Consider the following 18,181-nt stretch of genomic DNA (forward strand, 5'->3'; position numbering starts at 1 on the left):
TACATCAACTTTATCATACGTTTCGACCCGATAAAATACAAATACAATGCAATTTATGATATAATGTCGTGAGTTTAGACGAAATCGAAATAGCAAATAGAGAAAAGTTATGCAACAGTGGGAGACATAAGAGATGGAGTGAGGAAATTGCGAGCACAGATTAGCTTTAGCCGCCACATTTTGAAGTGGTCTACTTTTTTTATCGGGATGTTAATTATGTCATTGGGGGTAGTCATGATAATCAAAGCAGAGCTTGGGGCATCACCCTGGGATGTTTTGCATATCGGACTATTTAAACAAATTGGTCTCACTATTGGTTCATGGTCGATCATTGTCGGCTTTTTTGTTTTGTTCCTATCCTCATTATTATTAAAGCGACTGCCTCAAATTGGTGCTTTTTTAAATATGATATCAGTAGGTATTTTCATTGATATGTTCATGATGGCTCCTTTCCTTGTAACACCAGAAAGTTTTATCGGGAAATTAATCATGCTGTTGATGGGATTACTTATTAACGGATATGGGATGGGAATCTATATATCAGCGAGTGTTGGTGCAGGTCCAAGAGACAGTCTGATGCTAGCACTAACCCAACTCACTAATTGGAAAGTGCAATATATACGTACAGGAATGGAAATTATTGTACTAACGATTGGTTGGTTGTTAGGAGGACCTGTTTTTATCGGAACTTTAATATATTGTGTAGGTATAGGCTATATCGCAGGTTTTGCATTGCCACAAACTCAACGAATGCATGATGTATTAAAACAGAAATTGGCGAAGACACGAGTAGTTGAAGTGAATCATTTTAGTAATTAGAGGTGAAAGTGAATGAAAATATCAACAAAAGGTAGATATGGTCTCACAATCATGATTGAACTTGCAAAAAATCATGGAAAAGGACCGCTCTCCCTAAAATCAATTGCAGCAAAACACGAACTTTCTGAACACTATCTTGAACAATTAATATCACCTTTACGTAATGCAGGATTGGTGAAAAGTATTCGTGGTGCCTATGGAGGCTATGTATTAGGGGATGAACCTACAAAAATTACAGCAGGAGATGTTATTCTCGTTCTTGAGGGACCAATTAGCCCTGTAGAAGTTCTAGAGGATGAAGAGCCAGCAAAACGGGAATTATGGATACGAATACGAGATGCTGTAAAAGAAGTACTAGACAGTACTACACTCGAAGACCTCGCAAGCCATAGCGATGGAAACGATGCATATATGTTTTACATTTAAGAAAAACATGTCATAATAACGTTACTTTTTTAAAAAAGGAGGGCTGATCAGATGCAGCATATTTATTTAGATCATGCAGCCACATCGCCCATGCACCCTGATGTTGTAAAGAGTATGCTTCCCTTTATGACAGAGGCATTTGGCAATCCGTCAAGCATTCATTTTTTCGGACGAAAAAGTCGTCATGCAGTTGATGAAGCAAGACAAACCATTGCCGATTCAATCAATGCAAAACCAAACGAGATTATCTTTACAAGCGGTGGAACTGAGGCAGATAATTTAGCCATTATTGGAACTGCTATGAAGATGCAAGGAAAAGGTAAACACATCATTACGTCTGCCATCGAACATCATGCCGTACTTCATACTTGTGAAAATCTGGAGAAACAAGGATTTACAGTTACGTATTTACCAGTTAATGAGGCTGGACTCGTTTCTGTCAAAGATGTTGAAGCGGCACTAACTCCGGAAACTATCCTTGTGACAATCATGTTTGGCAATAATGAGGTAGGAGCCATACAACCAATTAGGGAAATTGGAGAACTTCTTCAGGATCATCAGGCAGTTTTTCACACAGATGCCGTCCAAGCATATGGGCTGGTTGATATAGATGTCAATCATTATAAAATTGACTTGCTGTCCGTTTCAGCTCATAAAATAAATGGCCCTAAGGGAACCGGTTTTTTATTTATGAGAGAGGGAGTAAAGTTAGCTCCTCTTCTATTTGGAGGAGAACAAGAAAAGAAACGTCGTGCAGGAACAGAAAACGTAGCAGGGATTATTGGATTACAAACTGCTGCACAGTTGGCGAAGAAAACAATGAGAGAAAAAAAAGCTCTATACCAAGATTTCAAAGAGGCTTTTGTTTCAGTATTAAAAGAAAAAGATATCTCATTTGAAGTGAATGGTGACTTAGCGAAGTCTTTACCACATGTGTTAAATATCTATTTTCCTGGTACAAACGTCGAGTCTATGCTTGTTAACTTAGATTTAGAAGGAATTGCAGCTTCGAGTGGGTCAGCGTGTACAGCTGGATCGATTGATCCTTCTCATGTCCTGGTTGCGATGTTTGGAAAAGATTCGGACCGAATCGCTTCATCTATACGTTTTAGCTTTGGTATTGGAAATACAATTGAAGATATAAAAACTGCAGCATTAGAAACAGCAAAAATCGTTTCACGATTAACGAAATAGGAGGTGGAAATATGAAGGATCCTAAAGATACTCGAGTAGTAGTCGGGATGTCTGGTGGAGTAGACTCATCAGTTGCAGCCCTTTTACTAAAAGAGCAAGGCTATGATGTAATCGGGATATTTATGAAAAACTGGGATGATACCGATGAGAATGGGGTATGTACTGCCACTGAAGATTATGAAGACGTAATCCGAGTTTGTAACCAGATCGGCATTCCTTACTACGCGGTCAATTTCGAAAAGCAATATTGGGACAAAGTCTTTACCTACTTTTTGGACGAGTATAAAGCAGGTAGAACACCAAATCCAGATGTGATGTGTAATAAAGAAATTAAATTTAAAGCTTTTTTAGAGCATGCTTTAACACTGGGTGCTGATTATCTTGCGACTGGCCACTACGCTCGTGTTGAGTTCAGAGACGGAGAATACAAGATGCTTCGTGGGGTAGATGAGAATAAGGACCAAACTTATTTCTTAAATCAACTTACACAGGAACAACTTTCAAAGGTCATGTTTCCAATCGGGAATATAGAAAAGTCAAAGGTGCGGGAGCTTGCAAAAGAAGCAAACCTTGCGACTGCTACAAAAAAAGATAGTACCGGGATTTGCTTTATTGGAGAACGTAATTTTAAAGAATTCTTAAGCAATTATTTACCTGCTCAACCAGGCGACATGGTCACTTTTTCAGGTGAAGTAAAAGGTAAACATGATGGCTTAATGTATTATACGATTGGTCAACGTCATGGCCTTGGAATTGGTGGAAGCGGAGAACCGTGGTTTGCAATTGGAAAAGACCTTAAGAAAAATATTCTTTATGTTGACCAAGGTTTCCACAATGAGTTTCTATATTCAGATTCCATTTTAGCTACAAATGTTAGCTGGGTTTCGGATATGAAACCTGAAGAGGATGTAAAATGTACAGCTAAATTCCGTTATCGTCAACCGGATAATGCAGTAACGGTTAAAAAGGTGGACGACAATACAGTTAAAGTCATTTTTGATGAACCCATTCGTGCGGTAACACCAGGTCAAGCAGTCGTTTTCTATAATGGGGACGAATGCCTCGGTGGTGCAACAATTGATAAAGTCTTTAAAAATGAAGAACGTCTAACATATGTTGGATGAAGAAACCTCAACTCTATATTTAGGGTTGGGGTTTTCCTGTGTTATAATATGAGTGCAAAAAAAGTCGATTCTGGAGTTGAATATCATTGGATTTAAATAAACAAGGCATTGAATATATGCAAGAAGGTAAGTACGAAGAAGCAGCTAAATGCTTTACTCAGGCTATTGAAGAAAACCCGAAAGAGCCGGTTTATTATATTAACTTTGGCAATCTTTTAGCGGCTGTGGGTGACCCTGAAAGAGCGATTGCTTTTTTTAGAAAAGCACTTGAGCTTGACGAAGGAGCGGGAACGGCTTATTACGGAATTGGTAATCTTCTCTACAACCAAGAAGACTTCTTAAAAGCAAAGGATATGTTTGAAAAAGCTCTAAAAGCAGGCTTGGAAAATAGTGATACATATTTTATGTTAGGGATGACATTGATTCAGCTTGGCCAGCCAAAATTAGCACTGCCATATATGAAACGTGCAGTTGAATTAAACGAAAATGATGTGGATGCATTATTTCAGTATGGCCTCTGCCTAGCAGGTGAATCAGTAATTGACGAAGCAATCAAATCGTTCCATTCTGTAATTGAATTAGAACCTAATCACTCAGATGCCTATTACAATCTAGGTGTAGCCTATGCAGGTTTTAAGAATGATTATGAAAAAGCACTCGACATGTTTGAAAAAGCATTAGAAATTCAACCTGACCATATGCTTGCAGCAAACGGGAAAAAGATTGTAAGTGAAGCATTAAGTGAATAAATGAGGGGAGGGGATACTTAATGGAACAACAGGAATCTTTAGATTTATTTGATGAACAACGAAAATTTATGAAGGGTACTCATTTAGTAACAATCTTTCATAATGAGCAAAATTTGTATTCTGTCGTTCGGATTAGGCTTCAAGAAACAAATGAAGACTATAATGAAAAAGAAGCAGTTGTAACAGGGTATTTCCCTCGAATTCATGAAAATGAAACATACATCTTTTTTGGTCGCTTAAAGGAGCATCCGCGGTTTGGCATCCAATTCCATGTTGAACAATTCCAAAAAGAAATTCCACATACTAAACAAGGAATCGTCCAATACCTCTCAAGTGATCTTTTTAAAGGAATTGGGAAGAAGACAGCAGAAAAAATTGTAGAGACACTTGGTGAAGGAGCCATTTCAAAGATCATCGCAAACCCAGACGTCTTGCAGGAGGTTGATAAACTTTCAGCAGACAAGGCCAAAGAAATTTATGACACACTACAAGAACACCAAGGTCTTGAACAGATTATGATTGGTCTCTCTCAATATGGATTTGGTCCTCAGCTTTCCATGAGGATTTATCAAGTCTATAAAGAGCAAACACTTGAAATTCTTCAACATAGCCCGTATAAGTTAGTCGAAGATATTGAAGGTATTGGTTTCGGTAGAGCAGACGAATTGGGACGCCAACTTGGGATTTCTGGAAATCACCCAGACCGAATCAAAGCTGGATGCTTATACATACTTGAACAAGATTCATTACAAGATGGACACGTCTACCTTTCTGCAGAGGATTTAATCATTCGTGTTCAGCAATTATTAGAACAAAGTAGCCGTGAAGAAATCGTTGCAACCGATATTTCTAAGGAAATAATAAGTTTAACAGAAGAAAGTAAGCTTGTTATTGAAGAGGACAGGGTCTACTTACCTACCCTATATTTTTCTGAAAAAGGATTAATTACAAATATTAAACGGGTCATGGAACAAACTGAATACGAAAATCTTTTTCCAGAGTCTGAATTTTTGCTAGCACTTGGTGCACTTGAGGAAAGGATCAAAGTCCAATATGCGCCTTCGCAAAAAGATGCAATCCAAAAAGCACTTATGTCTCCAATGCTCCTCTTAACAGGTGGTCCAGGTACGGGGAAAACAACCGTTATTAAGGGGATCGTTGAATTATACGGAGAACTGCACGGTTGCTCCTTAGACCCAAAAGATTATAATTCCGAAAATCCTTTCCCAGTTTTATTAGTGGCTCCAACAGGTCGTGCGGCAAAACGGATGAGCGAATCAACAGGTCTTCCTGCCGTTACCATCCATCGACTCCTTGGATGGAATGGAGTCGAGGGTTTTAGTCATGATGAAGATAATCCGATAAATGGCAAGCTGCTGATAGTGGATGAAGTTTCGATGGTCGATATTTGGATTGCACATCAGTTGTTTAAATCACTACCGGAGCATGTCCAAGTTGTGCTAGTAGGGGATGAAGACCAGTTGCCTTCTGTCGGTCCTGGTCAGGTATTAAAGGATTTATTGGCATCTGAAGTAGTACCAACCGTTCGTCTAACTGATATTTATCGACAATCAGAAGGTTCGTCAATTATTGAATTGGCTCATGATATTAAAAAAGGGACCCTACCACCTGATATTTCCTCACCTAAAAAGGACCGCTCTTTCTTAAAGTGCTACCAGAACCAGGTACTTGAAGTGGTTAAGCAAGTTTCGGATAATGCAAAAAAGAAGGGCTTTTCCGTTAAGGATATTCAAGTTTTGGCACCAATGTATCGCGGTCCTGCAGGGATTGACAGTTTAAATGTTATGCTGCAAGAGCTCTTTAACCCGCCTGTACATGGTAAGCGGGAATTAAAATATGGAGATATCGTTTATCGGCGTGGTGACAAGGTGCTTCAACTCGTCAATCAGCCTGAAAATAATGTGTTTAATGGCGATATTGGTGAAATCGAGTCGATCTTTTATGCAAAAGAAAACACAGAAAAACAGGATATGGTTGTTATAAATTTTGAAGGCAATGAAGTCACATATACAAAACAGGACTTAAACCAAATCACACACGCATATTGTTGTTCCATTCATAAATCACAGGGTAGTGAATTCCCGATTGTCATTTTACCGATTGTTAAAGGTTATTATCGCATGCTACGACGTAATTTAATTTACACAGCCATAACGAGAGCCAAAAACTTCCTCATCCTATGTGGCGAAGAAGACGCATTAAGACAAGGGGTTCAACGTGCAAACGATACAAACCGTCAAACAACCTTGTGCGAAAAGTTAAAAACTACCTTTGGTGCAATGGAGGAAGCTCCTATTCCTGTTGAAATACCTGAAGAGGCAAAGTCATATCAAGAGGTTATTTTCCAAACCGACCCAAATATTGGCATGGAAGGAATTACTCCATACGATTATATGGAAGTTGAATAAAAGCTGGGGATACCAGCTTTTTTCTTTTGGAAACTCTTGTACAGTATGACACCTTATCTGAAAGTGAATGATAAGTAATGTTCGGAGAGGTGGCGATTATCTTTGCGGACGTTCTCACTACTCAAGGATTTACCGGTCTATGATGAAAAGTCTGCCGAAGAGCTCGGCCGAGTTTCAGATCTTTGTATCACATCGGATGGCAAGGTGAATGCCCTGATCTTGAAAGGGAAAGGACTTTTTGAACGAGATCGAGTAGTCCCTATCGAAAGTATCTCCTCCATTGGAGATGATGGTGTCATGGTTTCGGACAGGTCGCTTTTGGAGCTACTTGACAATGAAGCCGATACACCCACATATTTTTTACACACCCATCATGGATTATTCCGAAAGCCGCTTTTATCCTCTGAAGGTCAAAAATTAGGCTTACTTGAAGATGTATATTTTACAGAAGAAGTGGGCACTATTATAGGGTATGAAGTAACGGATGGCTTTTTTGCTGATATAACAGAAGGAAAAAAGGTAATCAAAACCAACGAGCCTTTAAAAATCGGTGAAGATGTCATCGTCGTATCTATAAATTAGGAATTCCATGATGTGAGGTGTACCCTGTGAAGTGCCCAAACTGTAAAAGTAAAGATATCGGTAAAATTGGTGTCAACCAATATTACTGCTGGGGATGTTTTATCGAACTATCTGTTAACAAAGGACAAATATTCACACATCAGGTAGAGGAAGATGGCACACTCAGTTCGTTGGATGATCTGTTTGCTGAGGACGACAGAAGGATCAGTATGTAATCCTAAACAAGGAGTGAAGAGGATATGAACAAAACAATGACTTCTCTAATCACTATAGGTCTAGGTGCTGCGGCATACGGAATTATGCAAAGAACAGATGTAATGTCTGCCCGCAACATGAAAAAAATGCGCAAACGCATTACGAAAATGTTTTAAATGAAAACCCCACGGATGTGGGGTTTTTTGGTATTGGTTTGGAAATCTAGAGAAAGAGGCTCGCAACTGGAAAAAAATTAGGAGTTGGCGAACCAGCAAAGTGTAGAAAGAGGCCCGCAACTGGATAAAATCAGGAGTTGGCGAACCAGCAAAGTGTAGAAAGAGGCCTGCAACTGGATAAAACTAGGAGTTATCGAACCAGTAAAGAAGAGAAAGAGGCTCGCAACTGGATAAAATTAGGAGTTAGCAAACCAGCAAAGTGTAGAAAGAGGCCCGTGACTGGATAAAATTAGGAGTTAGCGAACCAGCAAAGAAGAGAAAGAGGCTCGCACCTGGATAAAATTAGGAGTTAGCGAACCTGCAAAGTGTAGAAAGAGGCCCGCAACTGGACAAATTAGGAGTTAGAGAACCAGCAAAGTCGAGAAAGAGGCTCTCAATAAATTAGGAATCGGTGAACCAGCAAAGTATAGAAAGAGTCCCGCACCTGGATAAAATTAGGAGTTAGCGAACCAGCAAAGAAGAGAAAGAGGCTCGCAACTGGATAAAACTAGGAGTTATCGAACCAGCAAAGTAGAGAAAGAGGTTCACCCCTGGATAAAACTATGATTTGCCATACCAGCTATAAGGTTTAATAAACCATCCCAATAAATACCCCCCAAAAACTGTCTCGGACCACTTTTACTTCCTTTTATCTACATAATATGAGCCTCTGCCAAATGATATCAAATCGAAATTTTTGGATAGGATTCTTTGTATTGTTTTTTTTGATCTTATAACCTTACACCAATTATAAATAACATCCACAGTTATACGTTTTTCAGGAAAAAGGAACCTAAACTCCTCTACACTCCTTAGCACGGCTAATTCTTTGTCCTCTACAAAGCCACATTTTTTACAAAACAAAGTTTGCCCTTTTGTATCTTCATATCCCAAGCACCCACACTTACAAACAATCCCCTTTTCCAACTCCTCATATGTATAATCAGGCAGGCGCGAATAGGGATTTTTCGTTATATGCAAAGAAGCCAATTTATGTGCTAAGTCAATATGACCATCGGAAACCCGAGATGCCGGACCCGCATCTAGTTTTTTAATAAATCGACCAAGTTGCGCATGGAATACATAAGAGCCATTTACCGGTGCCTCATATAAAAAAAACTCTGGGTTGATGAATATGACATGAGATTCAACGGGGACATTAAACTTCAAATCTTGGAGGAGTTGCCGAAATAAGGATTCACTACGGGAGATTTGAATGAGTGGGTTTTTGATTTCTTTTCCATTAATAATGTGCAAGCGTCCATCTTTGATGTAATAGTCTCCTTCGTAGTTCTTTACTTCAAAGATGAATATTTTCTTTTGCGTGATAAGCAGGGAATCAATTTGGAAGAGGGTGTTGTTCACTTTCAGGAGAAGGTCGTTTAATATGAGGCATTCATTTGTGAGGCCTAAAAGCAATTGGTCAAACTGTTTTTCACCTGCCCAGCCTTTTTCGAGGGATACATAGTTGTTTTCGTCTTCTTCCTCTAATTTTTTGTGGACTCGTAAAGAGCGAAGTAACTCTAGTTCAATGTTTTCACCACGTGGTTTAATAACTATAACCAAATTACCACATCCTTTCAGCTATATTTTACAAAATAATCTTTCTTTTTACAATATTATAGGTTACGAGCACGACCCGTATAAAACCGCATAGACTCCAAAAACTACTAACAAGGGAGTGGATGAAATGAGTGAAAATAGAATTAAATGGATCTTCAGAATATCACTATTATTACTAGCATTTTTGACTATCTATATTTTTTTGAAATTGGCACCAGTTTGGCTCCCGATTCTTTTACTCTTAAAAACATTTCTGGTTCCTTTCGTTTTTTCTATTTTTATCGCTTATTTACTACATCCTATCATCGAAAAAATCAGCAATCGTGGAGTACCGAGATCCCTTGCAATCCTACTGATTTATTTGGTTTTTTTCGGTGGGGTTGGTTTTGGTATATACAAAGGAATTCCGGTGATTCTTGCACAGCTCAAGGATCTTGCTGAGAGCTTTCCGGAATTCAGTAAGACCTACAGGGTCTGGTTAAAAGAAATTGAATCAGGAAGTTCACAGCTTCCTGCTTTTGTTCACGCACAGCTTGATGATTTGCTTAATTCGCTAGAAAATTATGTGGATTTTCTGCTTTCAAGGACAATTGAATTTTTGAAAGCATTGTTTAATTCCATTTTCATCATTGCTATCATTCCATTCATTGTTTTTTATTTGTTGAAGGATCACGACCAAATGATGAAAGCACTTTGGTATATAACGCCTCGAAAACTTAGAAGAGCTGGTCAGCTTTTTTTTCGAGATGTTGATGAGTCGTTGGGGAATTATATTAGAGGGCAGTTGATTGTTTGTTTGCTTGTTGGAACAACTGCTTCAGTTGCATTTTGGATTTCCGGTATGAAATATCCCTTATTATTTGGAAGCATTGTTGGTATAACGAATATCATTCCATACTTCGGTCCGATCATTGGTGCAATTCCTGCCGCTATTATAGCTGCTACCATATCAATCAAAATGCTTATCATCGTGGTTCTTGTTGTGTTTGGCCTTCAGTTTATCGAAGGAAACCTGCTTTCACCAATTATTGTCGGGAAAAGCTTACGATTACATCCGATTGTGATAATAGCGGCGTTATTAGTAGGAGGAGAAGTTGGTGGAGTGGTAGGCCTGATTGTGGCTGTTCCGGTTGTAGCCATATTAAAGGTGTTTATTGTTCACGCGAAACAGCATTTTACAGTTGCTAGAAAGGAACATTAACACAATGAACGCTGACGTTGACAAACATTTTTGACTTGAATATAATTGACAAGAACTAGGTAATACATAATGTAACAATTTAATCACAATCAGTGAAAACTATGAAGGAATCAGTATGTTACAGTACCATCAAACCAGAGAGAAATTTCCAAGGCTGAGAGGAATTTCGGATGAAGGGTAACAGAAAGCTACTCCTGAGTGTAGGTAAACCTACCGGTGAATACCGTTATCAATATACGAAGGTGATGGACACTATTTCTTTGTGTCCATAATCAGGGTGGTACCGCGAGCATACTCTCGTCCCTGTTTTTAGGGGATTAGAGTATTTTTTTATGTCTAAAATGTAATTGGAGGTAATGAAATGAAACAGTTAACATCAGCTCAAGTTCGCCAAATGTTTTTGGATTTTTTCCAATCAAAGGGGCATGCAATAGAACCAAGTGCTTCCTTAGTTCCACATGAAGATCCGTCCTTACTATGGATTAATAGTGGTGTTGCGACTTTAAAAAAATATTTTGATGGACGTGTAATCCCTCAAAATCCAAGAATTTGTAATGCACAAAAATCGATTCGTACAAATGACATTGAAAATGTTGGAAAAACAGCACGCCACCATACTTTCTTTGAAATGCTAGGGAATTTTTCCATTGGTGATTATTTCAAAGAGGAAGCAATTGAATGGGCATGGGAATTTTTAACAAGCAAAGACTGGATTGGCTTTGACCCAGAGAAGCTTTCTGTTACGATTCATCCTGAGGATGATGAAGCGTTTGAGCTTTGGAATAAAAAGATAGGAATTCCTGAGGAGCGAATCATTCGTCTTGAAGGAAACTTTTGGGATATCGGTGAAGGTCCAAGTGGTCCAAATACAGAAATCTTCTTTGACAGAGGTGAAGAATTTGGAAACGACCCGAATGATCCAGAATTATATCCAGGTGGAGAAAATGAGCGATATTTAGAAATCTGGAACCTTGTGTTCTCACAATTTAATCATAATCCAGATGGTTCTTATACACCACTACCAAAAAAGAATATTGATACAGGAATGGGTCTTGAAAGAATGTGCTCTGTTATTCAAAACGTGCCTACGAACTTTGACACAGATCTATTTATGCCGATTATAGAGGCAACTGAATCCATTTCAGGTGAAAAATATCGTCAATCAAAAGAAAAGGATGAAGCATTTAAAGTTATTGCTGACCACATCCGTACAGTTACATTTGCAGTAGGTGATGGGGCGCTTCCTTCCAATGAAGGTCGAGGTTATGTAATCAGACGCTTATTAAGACGCGCTGTACGTTATGCAAAACAAATATCCATCAACCGTCCGTTCATGTATGAACTCGTTCCAGTTGTTGGGGAGATTATGGTTGATTTTTATCCGGAAGTTAAAGAGAAGACTGAATTTATTCAGAAAGTCGTGAAAACAGAAGAGGAACGCTTCCACGAAACTTTACATGATGGATTAGCAATACTATCAACTGTTATTCAAAAGGAAAAAGCAAAAGGCAGTAACATTATTTCAGGTGCAGATGTCTTCCGTTTATATGATACGTATGGTTTCCCTGTTGAATTAACTGAGGAATACGCTGAAGAAGAAGGTATGAAAGTCGACCACAACGGCTTTGAGCGTGAAATGGAAAGTCAACGTGAACGAGCAAGATCTGCTCGTCAAGATGTTGATTCCATGCAGGTCCAAAGCGGGGTTCTTGGTGAAATTAAAGTTGAAAGTACATTTGTTGGGTATGATGAACTTGAAGCTGAATCAACCGTTCTTGTCATCGTAAAAGACGGAGAAATGGTGGAGAAGGCAAATGAAGGTGACGAAATTCAACTTATTTTAGACCAAACACCTTTTTACGCTGAGAGTGGTGGACAAATCGCGGATGGAGGTACAGTTGAAAACGAAAATACAAAACTAGTTGTAAAAGACGTTCAAAAAGCGCCTAATGGACAAAACCTTCATCGGGTAGTTGTTGAAAAAGGAAGTTTAACAAAAGGTGACAAGCTTCATTCGAAGGTTGACCAAGAGAATCGTTCGGGTGTTATTAAAAACCACACGGCAACTCACTTGTTACATCAAGCATTAAAAGATGTGCTCGGTGCGCACGTAAACCAAGCGGGTTCACTTGTGACATCTAATCGTTTACGTTTTGACTTCTCTCATTTTGGTCAAATTAAGCAAGCCGAGATTGAGCAAATTGAAGCGATTGTGAATGAAAAAGTGTGGAGCAGCATCCCAGTTAATATTGACAATAAATCTCTAGCTGAGGCAAAAGCAATGGGAGCAATGGCCCTATTCGGTGAAAAATATGGCAACATCGTTCGTGTTGTTCAGGTTGGTGACTATAGTTTAGAGCTTTGTGGTGGTTGTCATGTACCAAATACATCAACTATCGGGTTATTCAAAATCGTTTCTGAGTCCGGAATAGGCGCAGGTACACGCCGTATTGAAGCTGTAACTGGTGAAGCGGCATATCATGTAATCAATGACCAAGTAAAAATGCTACAGGAAGTTGCTAGCCTATTAAAAACAAAGCCTGCAGAAGTTCCAAGTCGTATTGAAGCATTACAACTTGAAATTCGCAATTTGCATCGTGAAAATGAATCACTTTCAGCAAAACTTGGCAATATAGAAGCTGGAAGCCTGGTTGAAAAAGCGAAAGAAATTAATGGCGCAACTGTTTTATATAGTAAGGTAAATGCCCAAGATATGAATAATCTTCGTGCAATGGTAGATGACTTAAAGCAAAAGCTTGGGTCAGCAGTAATTGTCTTAGGTTCTGTAAACGAAGACAAGGTAAACTTAACGGCTGGTGTAACAAAAGACTTAATTGAAAAAGGTTTCCATGCCGGAAAATTAATTAAGGAAGTAGCAACTCGTTGTGGTGGGGGCGGTGGTGGCCGACCTGATATGGCGCAAGCGGGTGGTAAAAATCCAGAACAACTTGAATCCGCACTACAATTTGTAGAAGAATGGGTAAAAAGTATCTAAAATAAGTGAATTTGTATCATACTGTCACAAAAGTATGATACAAAATGTCACTTCTTGTTTCTATTTAGTTGTGATTAGTGTACAATGAGTGGTAAGATTTACATGTACGGATGCGGACACCAGAATCTAAAGAGTGAGGTGCAAAACTTGAGCTCATTTGATAAAACGATGAAATTCAACTTTCCAGAGGAACCAGTTGAAACAAATGTAAATGAAGTATTATTCAATGTTTATGATGCTCTTCAAGAAAAAGGATATAATCCAATTAATCAAATTGTAGGATACTTGTTATCCGGAGATCCTGCATACATTCCACGTCATAATGATGCAAGGAATATTATCCGAAAGCTTGAACGAGATGAAATAATCGAGGAGTTAGTTAAGTCGTATTTAAAGATCCATCGTGAGGGGTAAAACGAATGAGGATTCTCGGTTTGGACGTCGGCTCTAAAACAGTCGGTGTCGCCGTTAGTGATGAAATGGGCTGGACTGCTCAAGGCATTGAAACAATCAAGATAAATGAAGAACGACAGCAGTTTGGCTTAGAAAGACTTGGTGAAATTATCAAGGAATATAAAGTAGAATCTGTTGTGATTGGTTTACCTAAGAATATGAATGGAACTATTGGACCACGTGGTGAAGCCAGTCAATACTATGCGGATATGGTACAAGAGAAATTCGGTTTGCCTGTTGTATTGTGGGACGAGCGTCTCTCAACAGTAGCAGCTGAACGTGTCCTATTATCAGCGGATGTAAGTCGAAAAAAGAGAAAGCAGGTCATTGATAAAATGGCTGCAGTCATGATCCTCCAGGGGTATCTAGATAGTAAAAATTAATGAGGTGGATTAAAATGGAACATGGTGAAAAGCAAATAACAGTAATTGACGAGCAAGGAAATGAAATTCTTTGTGAGGTTTTATTTACATTCGAATCAGAAGAATTTGGAAAATCATACGTCCTTTACTATCCTGTAAGTGATGAAAATGAAGATGATGAAGACATCGAAATTCATGCATCAAGCTTCAGCCCTTCTGAAGACGGAGAAGATGGTGAACTAAAACCAATCGAAACGGAAGAAGAATGGGACCTTGTCGAAGAAATGTTAAATACATTCCTTGATGAAGAAGGAGAAGAATAAAAACAGCCTCGGGCTGTTTTTTTCTTTTGGCTCCTTTCTAATTATTTGTTGCTTTTATAAGATATGCAAACAAAGTTGATTGAAGCGGAAGGCGGCGACTCCTCGAAAATGTATTCACATTTTCTTCGTGCGTGGGTTATTTCAAAGAAGCAAATTCAATGTCCAGCGTGAAAAGCGTGAAACTTGAGACCCCGCAGGAGCGTATGCGACAAGGAGGCTCAAGTCACGCCCGCGGAAAGCGGCCGCCTGCAGTGAAGATCAACGGCGTCAAAGACAAAAAAAACCTGCAAAGGCAGTCTATGTTTTTCTCCAACTTATGGCTTAAAAAATTTCAATTGATACCTAAAAATGCACGAAATTTTTAGAAAAAACTGCAAAAATATAGTGAATTCTCCCTAAAATTGACGAATTAGATAAAAAAATGTAGTATAATAATTCGAGTGAGGGGAGGATTTTCGATATATGTCTGATAACGAATCGAAAAAGGATTTATATAAAAAGAATCTGCAAGAACGGCATAGAGAAGCCAAAACAATCCGTAAAATTGTGTTTATCGTATTTATCGTTATATTAGTAGTTTTATCTGGAATAATTGGCGGAGGCTATTTATATATAAAATCAGCACTTGAGCCTGTTGACCCTACGAATAAGGAACAAATCGAAGTAACTATACCAATTGGTTCGTCGCCAACAGCGATTGCAAGAATCCTTGAAGAAAATAATATTGTGAAACACGCAAAAGTTTTTCGTTATTACACAAAATTTAAAAATGTATCAGGTTTTCAGGCTGGCGAATATACATTTAATCAATCTATGAATTTTGACCAAATCATTGAAAGTCTGAAATCAGGAATCCTTATGGGAGAAGCAGCTTTTAAACTAGTGATACCAGAAGGAAAACAACTTGAAGAAATTGCAACAATTATTGCGGAGCAAACCGGTTATACTCAGGAAGAGATCATGGAAAAGGTCGATGACCCTGCCTATGTTAAAGACTTGATTAGCAGGTTTCCAAATACACTATCGGATGAAATTTTAAACAAGGATATTAAACATCCACTAGAAGGTTATTTATTCCCAGCAACGTATTCATTTTATGAGAAAAAACCTTCAATTGAATCCATAGTCGAAACCATGCTAGAACAAACGGATAAAATCCTAGTGAAATACGTAGGGCTAATGGAAGGGAACAACTACATTGATTCTACTCATAAACTATTAACCATGGCGTCATTAATAGAAGAAGAGGCAACGGCACAAACAGACCGTGAGCAAATTTCCAGCGTATTTTATAATCGTCTAGATGATGGAATGCCACTTCAGACCGACCCTACTGTTCTTTATGCATTAGGAGAACATAAAAAACGTGTCCTATATGATCATCTTGAAGTGAACTCGCCATACAACACATATAAAAACCAAGGTTTAACACCTGGACCAATTGCAAATGCCGGTGAATCATCCTTATCAGCTGCCTTAAATCCTGCAGAGACTGATTATTTATATTTCTTAGCCGCTCCAACAGGAGAAGTGTATTACTCCAAGACATTAGAAGAGCATAACGCTAAAAAAGCACAGTATATAACCAATCAAGAATAACTTACTAGGGAACCCAATATGGCGTTCCCTTTTTCTTTATGGTAAAATAAGTTGGAACTTTATTCAGTAGATATCACTCTCATTTATAGTGGGATTAAGTATTAGTTAAAAACCTTCTTGTGGGTTATAACACGGACTGAATAAAATTAGCCTCCGGCGGATGCAAAGATTTTTCAAAGGAAGTTTTTCGAGCATGCTCGAAAAACTCTGGCGCAAATACGCCAATGCGTATTTGATTAGGTATACAAAAACAAATGACTGCACTTTTTAACCAATACCACCATACTGAAATGGAGGTTTTTTTCTTGTTATCAAGCAAAATAACCAATTATCTAGAAGATCTATTTCCAAAAAGAGACGAAATCATTGAAGAAATTGAACAATATGCAAAAGAAAACAATGTACCAATTATGGAACTAGTAGGCATTGAAACAATGCTTCAAATATTGCGTATATCTGAGCCAAAGCAAATTTTAGAAATTGGAACAGCAATCGGCTATTCTGCGATTCGAATGGCTCAGGCACTTCCAAAGACAAAAATTGTCACTATTGAAAGGGATCTAGAAAGATACGAAAAAGCCCTTGAAAATATTGAACGAACAAGGACAGGCTCACAAATTGAAGTGATTTTCGGGGATGCTCTTGAAGCTGCTGAAGAAGTAAAGAAACATGGGGAATTTGATTGCATTTTTATCGATGCTGCTAAAGGGCAATATCGACATTTTTTTGACATCTATGAAAAATGCCTTTCAAAGGATGGTTTAATTGTAACGGATAATGTACTATTTAAAGGGCTTGTTGCAGAGGAACAAATTGAGAGTAAAAGAATAAGAAATCTTGTTACAAAAATTAAATCCTATAATGAATGGCTCCTCGCACACCCAGATTATCTGACTACTATCTTACCTGTTGGGGATGGGGTTGCATTAAGTAAAAGAAGAGGTGTAACGGAATGAAGAAACCAGAGTTGCTGGTGACTCCTACATGTGTAGAAGATATTGAACCACTGATAAATGCTGGTGCTACAGCATTTATTATTGGTGAACAACGATACGGCTTACGTCTTGCGGGTGAATTTAACCGAGAGGAAATAGTAAAAGCAGTTGAGGTTGCTCATGCACATGACGCTAAAATATATGTTGCAATGAATGCTCTTTTCCACAATGAAAAGGTCCCTGAGTTAGGAGACTATGTTGCGTTTCTACGTGATAGCAATGTTGATGCGATTGTTTTTGGTGACCCTGCCGTACTGATGACTGTTAAAGAGGTTGCACCAGAAATGAAACTTCACTGGAATACTGAAACAACAGCGACAAATTGGTATACATGCAATTACTGGGGCAGAAAAGGCTCAAAGCGTGCAGTTCTAGCACGTGAGTTAAATATGGATGCAATTGTTGAAATTAAGGAAAATGCAGAAGTTGAAATTGAAGTTCAAGTACATGGAATGATGTGCATGTTCCAATCGAAGCGTTCCTTAGTCGGAAACTATTTCGAATATCAAGGCAATGTAATGGAAATTGAAAATCGCAAAAAAGAAAAAGATATGTTTCTATTTGATGAAGAGCGCGGTAATAAATATCCTATTTTTGAAGACGAAAATGGCACTCATATCATGAGCCCAAATGATGTGTGTATTGTCGATGAACTGGAAGAAATGATTGATGCTGGTGTAGATAGCTTTAAAATTGAGGGGATTTTAAAATCAACAGAGTATCTGATTGAGGTTACAAAAATCTATCGAAAAGCAATAGACTTATGTGTCGAAAATCGTGATGAGTATGAAGATATCAAGGATGAATTATTAACGAAACTTGAGAAACTTCAACCAACTAATCGACCACTAGATACAGGTTTCTATTTTAAAGAAACAGTTTACTAACTTTATTCATTAGAAGACTGAATAAAGCTAGAGCCTCCGGCGGAGACATGCGATTTTCAAAGGAAGTTTT

18 protein-coding genes and 1 other annotated feature are annotated in these 18,181 nt (G+C 38.3%); of the genes, 17 read left to right on the forward strand and 1 reads right to left on the reverse strand.

Annotation, left to right across the window (positions count from 1 at the left end; translation table 11 throughout):
• The first annotated feature begins 147 nt into the window (after positions 1-147).
• The 9 genes from NST91_RS08460 to NST91_RS08500 all read left to right on the forward strand — a co-directional run bounded on the left by NST91_RS08460 (position 148) and on the right by NST91_RS08500 (position 7,694).
• Positions 148-819 (forward strand): DUF6198 family protein, encoded by a 672-nt coding sequence (locus NST91_RS08460; RefSeq protein ID WP_494776416.1) that lies wholly within the window; start codon positions 148-150, stop codon positions 817-819.
• 12 nt (positions 820-831) lie between these two features.
• Positions 832-1,245: a cysteine metabolism transcriptional regulator CymR gene (gene cymR, locus NST91_RS08465; protein WP_099352159.1), complete on the forward strand. Its 414-nt coding sequence runs from the start codon at positions 832-834 to the stop codon at positions 1,243-1,245.
• Positions 1,246-1,296: 51 nt separating this feature from the next.
• Positions 1,297-2,439, forward strand: coding sequence for a cysteine desulfurase family protein (locus NST91_RS08470; protein ID WP_341330772.1), 1,143 nt, complete (start codon positions 1,297-1,299; stop codon positions 2,437-2,439).
• An 11-nt stretch (positions 2,440-2,450) separates the two neighbouring features.
• A complete protein-coding gene (gene mnmA / locus NST91_RS08475) occupies positions 2,451-3,563 on the forward strand; it encodes a tRNA 2-thiouridine(34) synthase MnmA (protein ID WP_341330773.1) in 1,113 nt (370 codons plus the stop codon).
• Between the two features lie 86 nt (positions 3,564-3,649).
• A complete protein-coding gene (locus NST91_RS08480) occupies positions 3,650-4,312 on the forward strand; it encodes a tetratricopeptide repeat protein (protein WP_341330774.1) in 663 nt (220 codons plus the stop codon).
• Between the two features lie 20 nt (positions 4,313-4,332).
• Positions 4,333-6,741, forward strand: coding sequence for an SF1B family DNA helicase RecD2 (gene recD2 / locus NST91_RS08485; RefSeq protein WP_341330775.1), 2,409 nt, complete (start codon positions 4,333-4,335; stop codon positions 6,739-6,741).
• 102 nt (positions 6,742-6,843) lie between these two features.
• Positions 6,844-7,323 carry a PRC-barrel domain-containing protein gene (locus NST91_RS08490; protein WP_121447301.1) on the forward strand — a complete coding sequence of 160 codons (480 nt, stop codon included), beginning with the start codon at positions 6,844-6,846 and terminating at the stop codon, positions 7,321-7,323.
• A gap of 26 nt (positions 7,324-7,349) precedes the next feature.
• Positions 7,350-7,538: a YrzR-like zinc ribbon domain gene (locus NST91_RS08495; protein WP_010678234.1), complete on the forward strand. Its 189-nt coding sequence runs from the start codon at positions 7,350-7,352 to the stop codon at positions 7,536-7,538.
• Positions 7,539-7,562: 24 nt separating this feature from the next.
• Entirely contained in the window at positions 7,563-7,694 is a 132-nt protein-coding gene (locus tag NST91_RS08500; RefSeq protein ID WP_121447300.1) for a DUF3918 family protein, read from the forward strand.
• 678 nt (positions 7,695-8,372) lie between these two features.
• Here NST91_RS08500 and NST91_RS08505 read toward each other — a convergent pair.
• Entirely contained in the window at positions 8,373-9,299 is a 927-nt protein-coding gene (locus tag NST91_RS08505; RefSeq protein ID WP_341330776.1) for a nuclease-related domain-containing protein, read from the reverse strand.
• Between the two features lie 124 nt (positions 9,300-9,423).
• Here NST91_RS08505 and NST91_RS08510 point away from each other — a divergent pair, with 124 nt between their 5' ends.
• From NST91_RS08510 to NST91_RS08545, 8 genes are all read left to right on the forward strand, one after another.
• The gene (locus NST91_RS08510) at positions 9,424-10,497 is read left to right on the forward strand and encodes an AI-2E family transporter (RefSeq protein ID WP_341330777.1); all 1,074 of its coding nucleotides are present in this window, start codon (positions 9,424-9,426) and stop codon (positions 10,495-10,497) included.
• A gap of 92 nt (positions 10,498-10,589) precedes the next feature.
• Positions 10,590-10,805 (forward strand) — a binding site (T-box leader).
• A 53-nt stretch (positions 10,806-10,858) separates the two neighbouring features.
• Positions 10,859-13,492, forward strand: a complete 2,634-nt coding sequence (gene alaS, locus NST91_RS08515; RefSeq protein WP_341330778.1) for an alanine--tRNA ligase — start codon at positions 10,859-10,861, stop codon at positions 13,490-13,492.
• Between the two features lie 147 nt (positions 13,493-13,639).
• Positions 13,640-13,906: an IreB family regulatory phosphoprotein gene (locus tag NST91_RS08520; RefSeq protein ID WP_010678229.1), complete on the forward strand. Its 267-nt coding sequence runs from the start codon at positions 13,640-13,642 to the stop codon at positions 13,904-13,906.
• 5 nt (positions 13,907-13,911) lie between these two features.
• Complete coding sequence (ruvX, locus tag NST91_RS08525; protein ID WP_121447297.1) at positions 13,912-14,328, forward strand: Holliday junction resolvase RuvX; 417 nt, start codon at positions 13,912-13,914, stop codon at positions 14,326-14,328.
• Positions 14,329-14,342: 14 nt separating this feature from the next.
• Complete coding sequence (locus NST91_RS08530; protein WP_341330779.1) at positions 14,343-14,630, forward strand: DUF1292 domain-containing protein; 288 nt, start codon at positions 14,343-14,345, stop codon at positions 14,628-14,630.
• Positions 14,631-15,092: 462 nt separating this feature from the next.
• A complete protein-coding gene (gene mltG / locus NST91_RS08535; RefSeq protein WP_341330780.1) occupies positions 15,093-16,229 on the forward strand; it encodes an endolytic transglycosylase MltG in 1,137 nt (378 codons plus the stop codon).
• A 305-nt stretch (positions 16,230-16,534) separates the two neighbouring features.
• The gene (locus tag NST91_RS08540; RefSeq protein ID WP_341330781.1) at positions 16,535-17,185 is read left to right on the forward strand and encodes an O-methyltransferase; all 651 of its coding nucleotides are present in this window, start codon (positions 16,535-16,537) and stop codon (positions 17,183-17,185) included.
• On the forward strand, positions 17,182-18,111 hold the full coding sequence (locus NST91_RS08545) for a peptidase U32 family protein (RefSeq protein WP_341330782.1): 930 nt from the start codon (positions 17,182-17,184) through the stop codon (positions 18,109-18,111). The genes NST91_RS08540 and NST91_RS08545 overlap by 4 nt, the downstream gene beginning before the upstream one ends.
• The last annotated feature ends 70 nt before the right edge of the window (positions 18,112-18,181 follow it).

Source organism: Ferdinandcohnia sp. FSL W7-1320 (assembly GCF_038050315.1).
GTDB classification, from domain to species: domain Bacteria; phylum Bacillota; class Bacilli; order Bacillales; family Bacillaceae_L; genus Ferdinandcohnia; species Ferdinandcohnia aciditolerans.

Coding starts and splice junctions, on each gene's coding strand:
- NST91_RS08510 (WP_341330777.1), top strand. CDS start 9,424: ATGAGTGAAAATAGAATTAAATGGATCTTCAGAATATCACTATTATTA.
- mltG (WP_341330780.1), top strand. CDS start 15,093: ATGTCTGATAACGAATCGAAAAAGGATTTATATAAAAAGAATCTGCAA.
- NST91_RS08470 (WP_341330772.1), top strand. CDS start 1,297: ATGCAGCATATTTATTTAGATCATGCAGCCACATCGCCCATGCACCCT.
- mnmA (WP_341330773.1), top strand. CDS start 2,451: ATGAAGGATCCTAAAGATACTCGAGTAGTAGTCGGGATGTCTGGTGGA.
- NST91_RS08530 (WP_341330779.1), top strand. CDS start 14,343: ATGGAACATGGTGAAAAGCAAATAACAGTAATTGACGAGCAAGGAAAT.
- NST91_RS08545 (WP_341330782.1), top strand. CDS start 17,182: ATGAAGAAACCAGAGTTGCTGGTGACTCCTACATGTGTAGAAGATATT.
- cymR (WP_099352159.1), top strand. CDS start 832: ATGAAAATATCAACAAAAGGTAGATATGGTCTCACAATCATGATTGAA.
- recD2 (WP_341330775.1), top strand. CDS start 4,333: ATGGAACAACAGGAATCTTTAGATTTATTTGATGAACAACGAAAATTT.
- NST91_RS08500 (WP_121447300.1), top strand. CDS start 7,563: ATGAACAAAACAATGACTTCTCTAATCACTATAGGTCTAGGTGCTGCG.
- alaS (WP_341330778.1), top strand. CDS start 10,859: ATGAAACAGTTAACATCAGCTCAAGTTCGCCAAATGTTTTTGGATTTT.
- ruvX (WP_121447297.1), top strand. CDS start 13,912: ATGAGGATTCTCGGTTTGGACGTCGGCTCTAAAACAGTCGGTGTCGCC.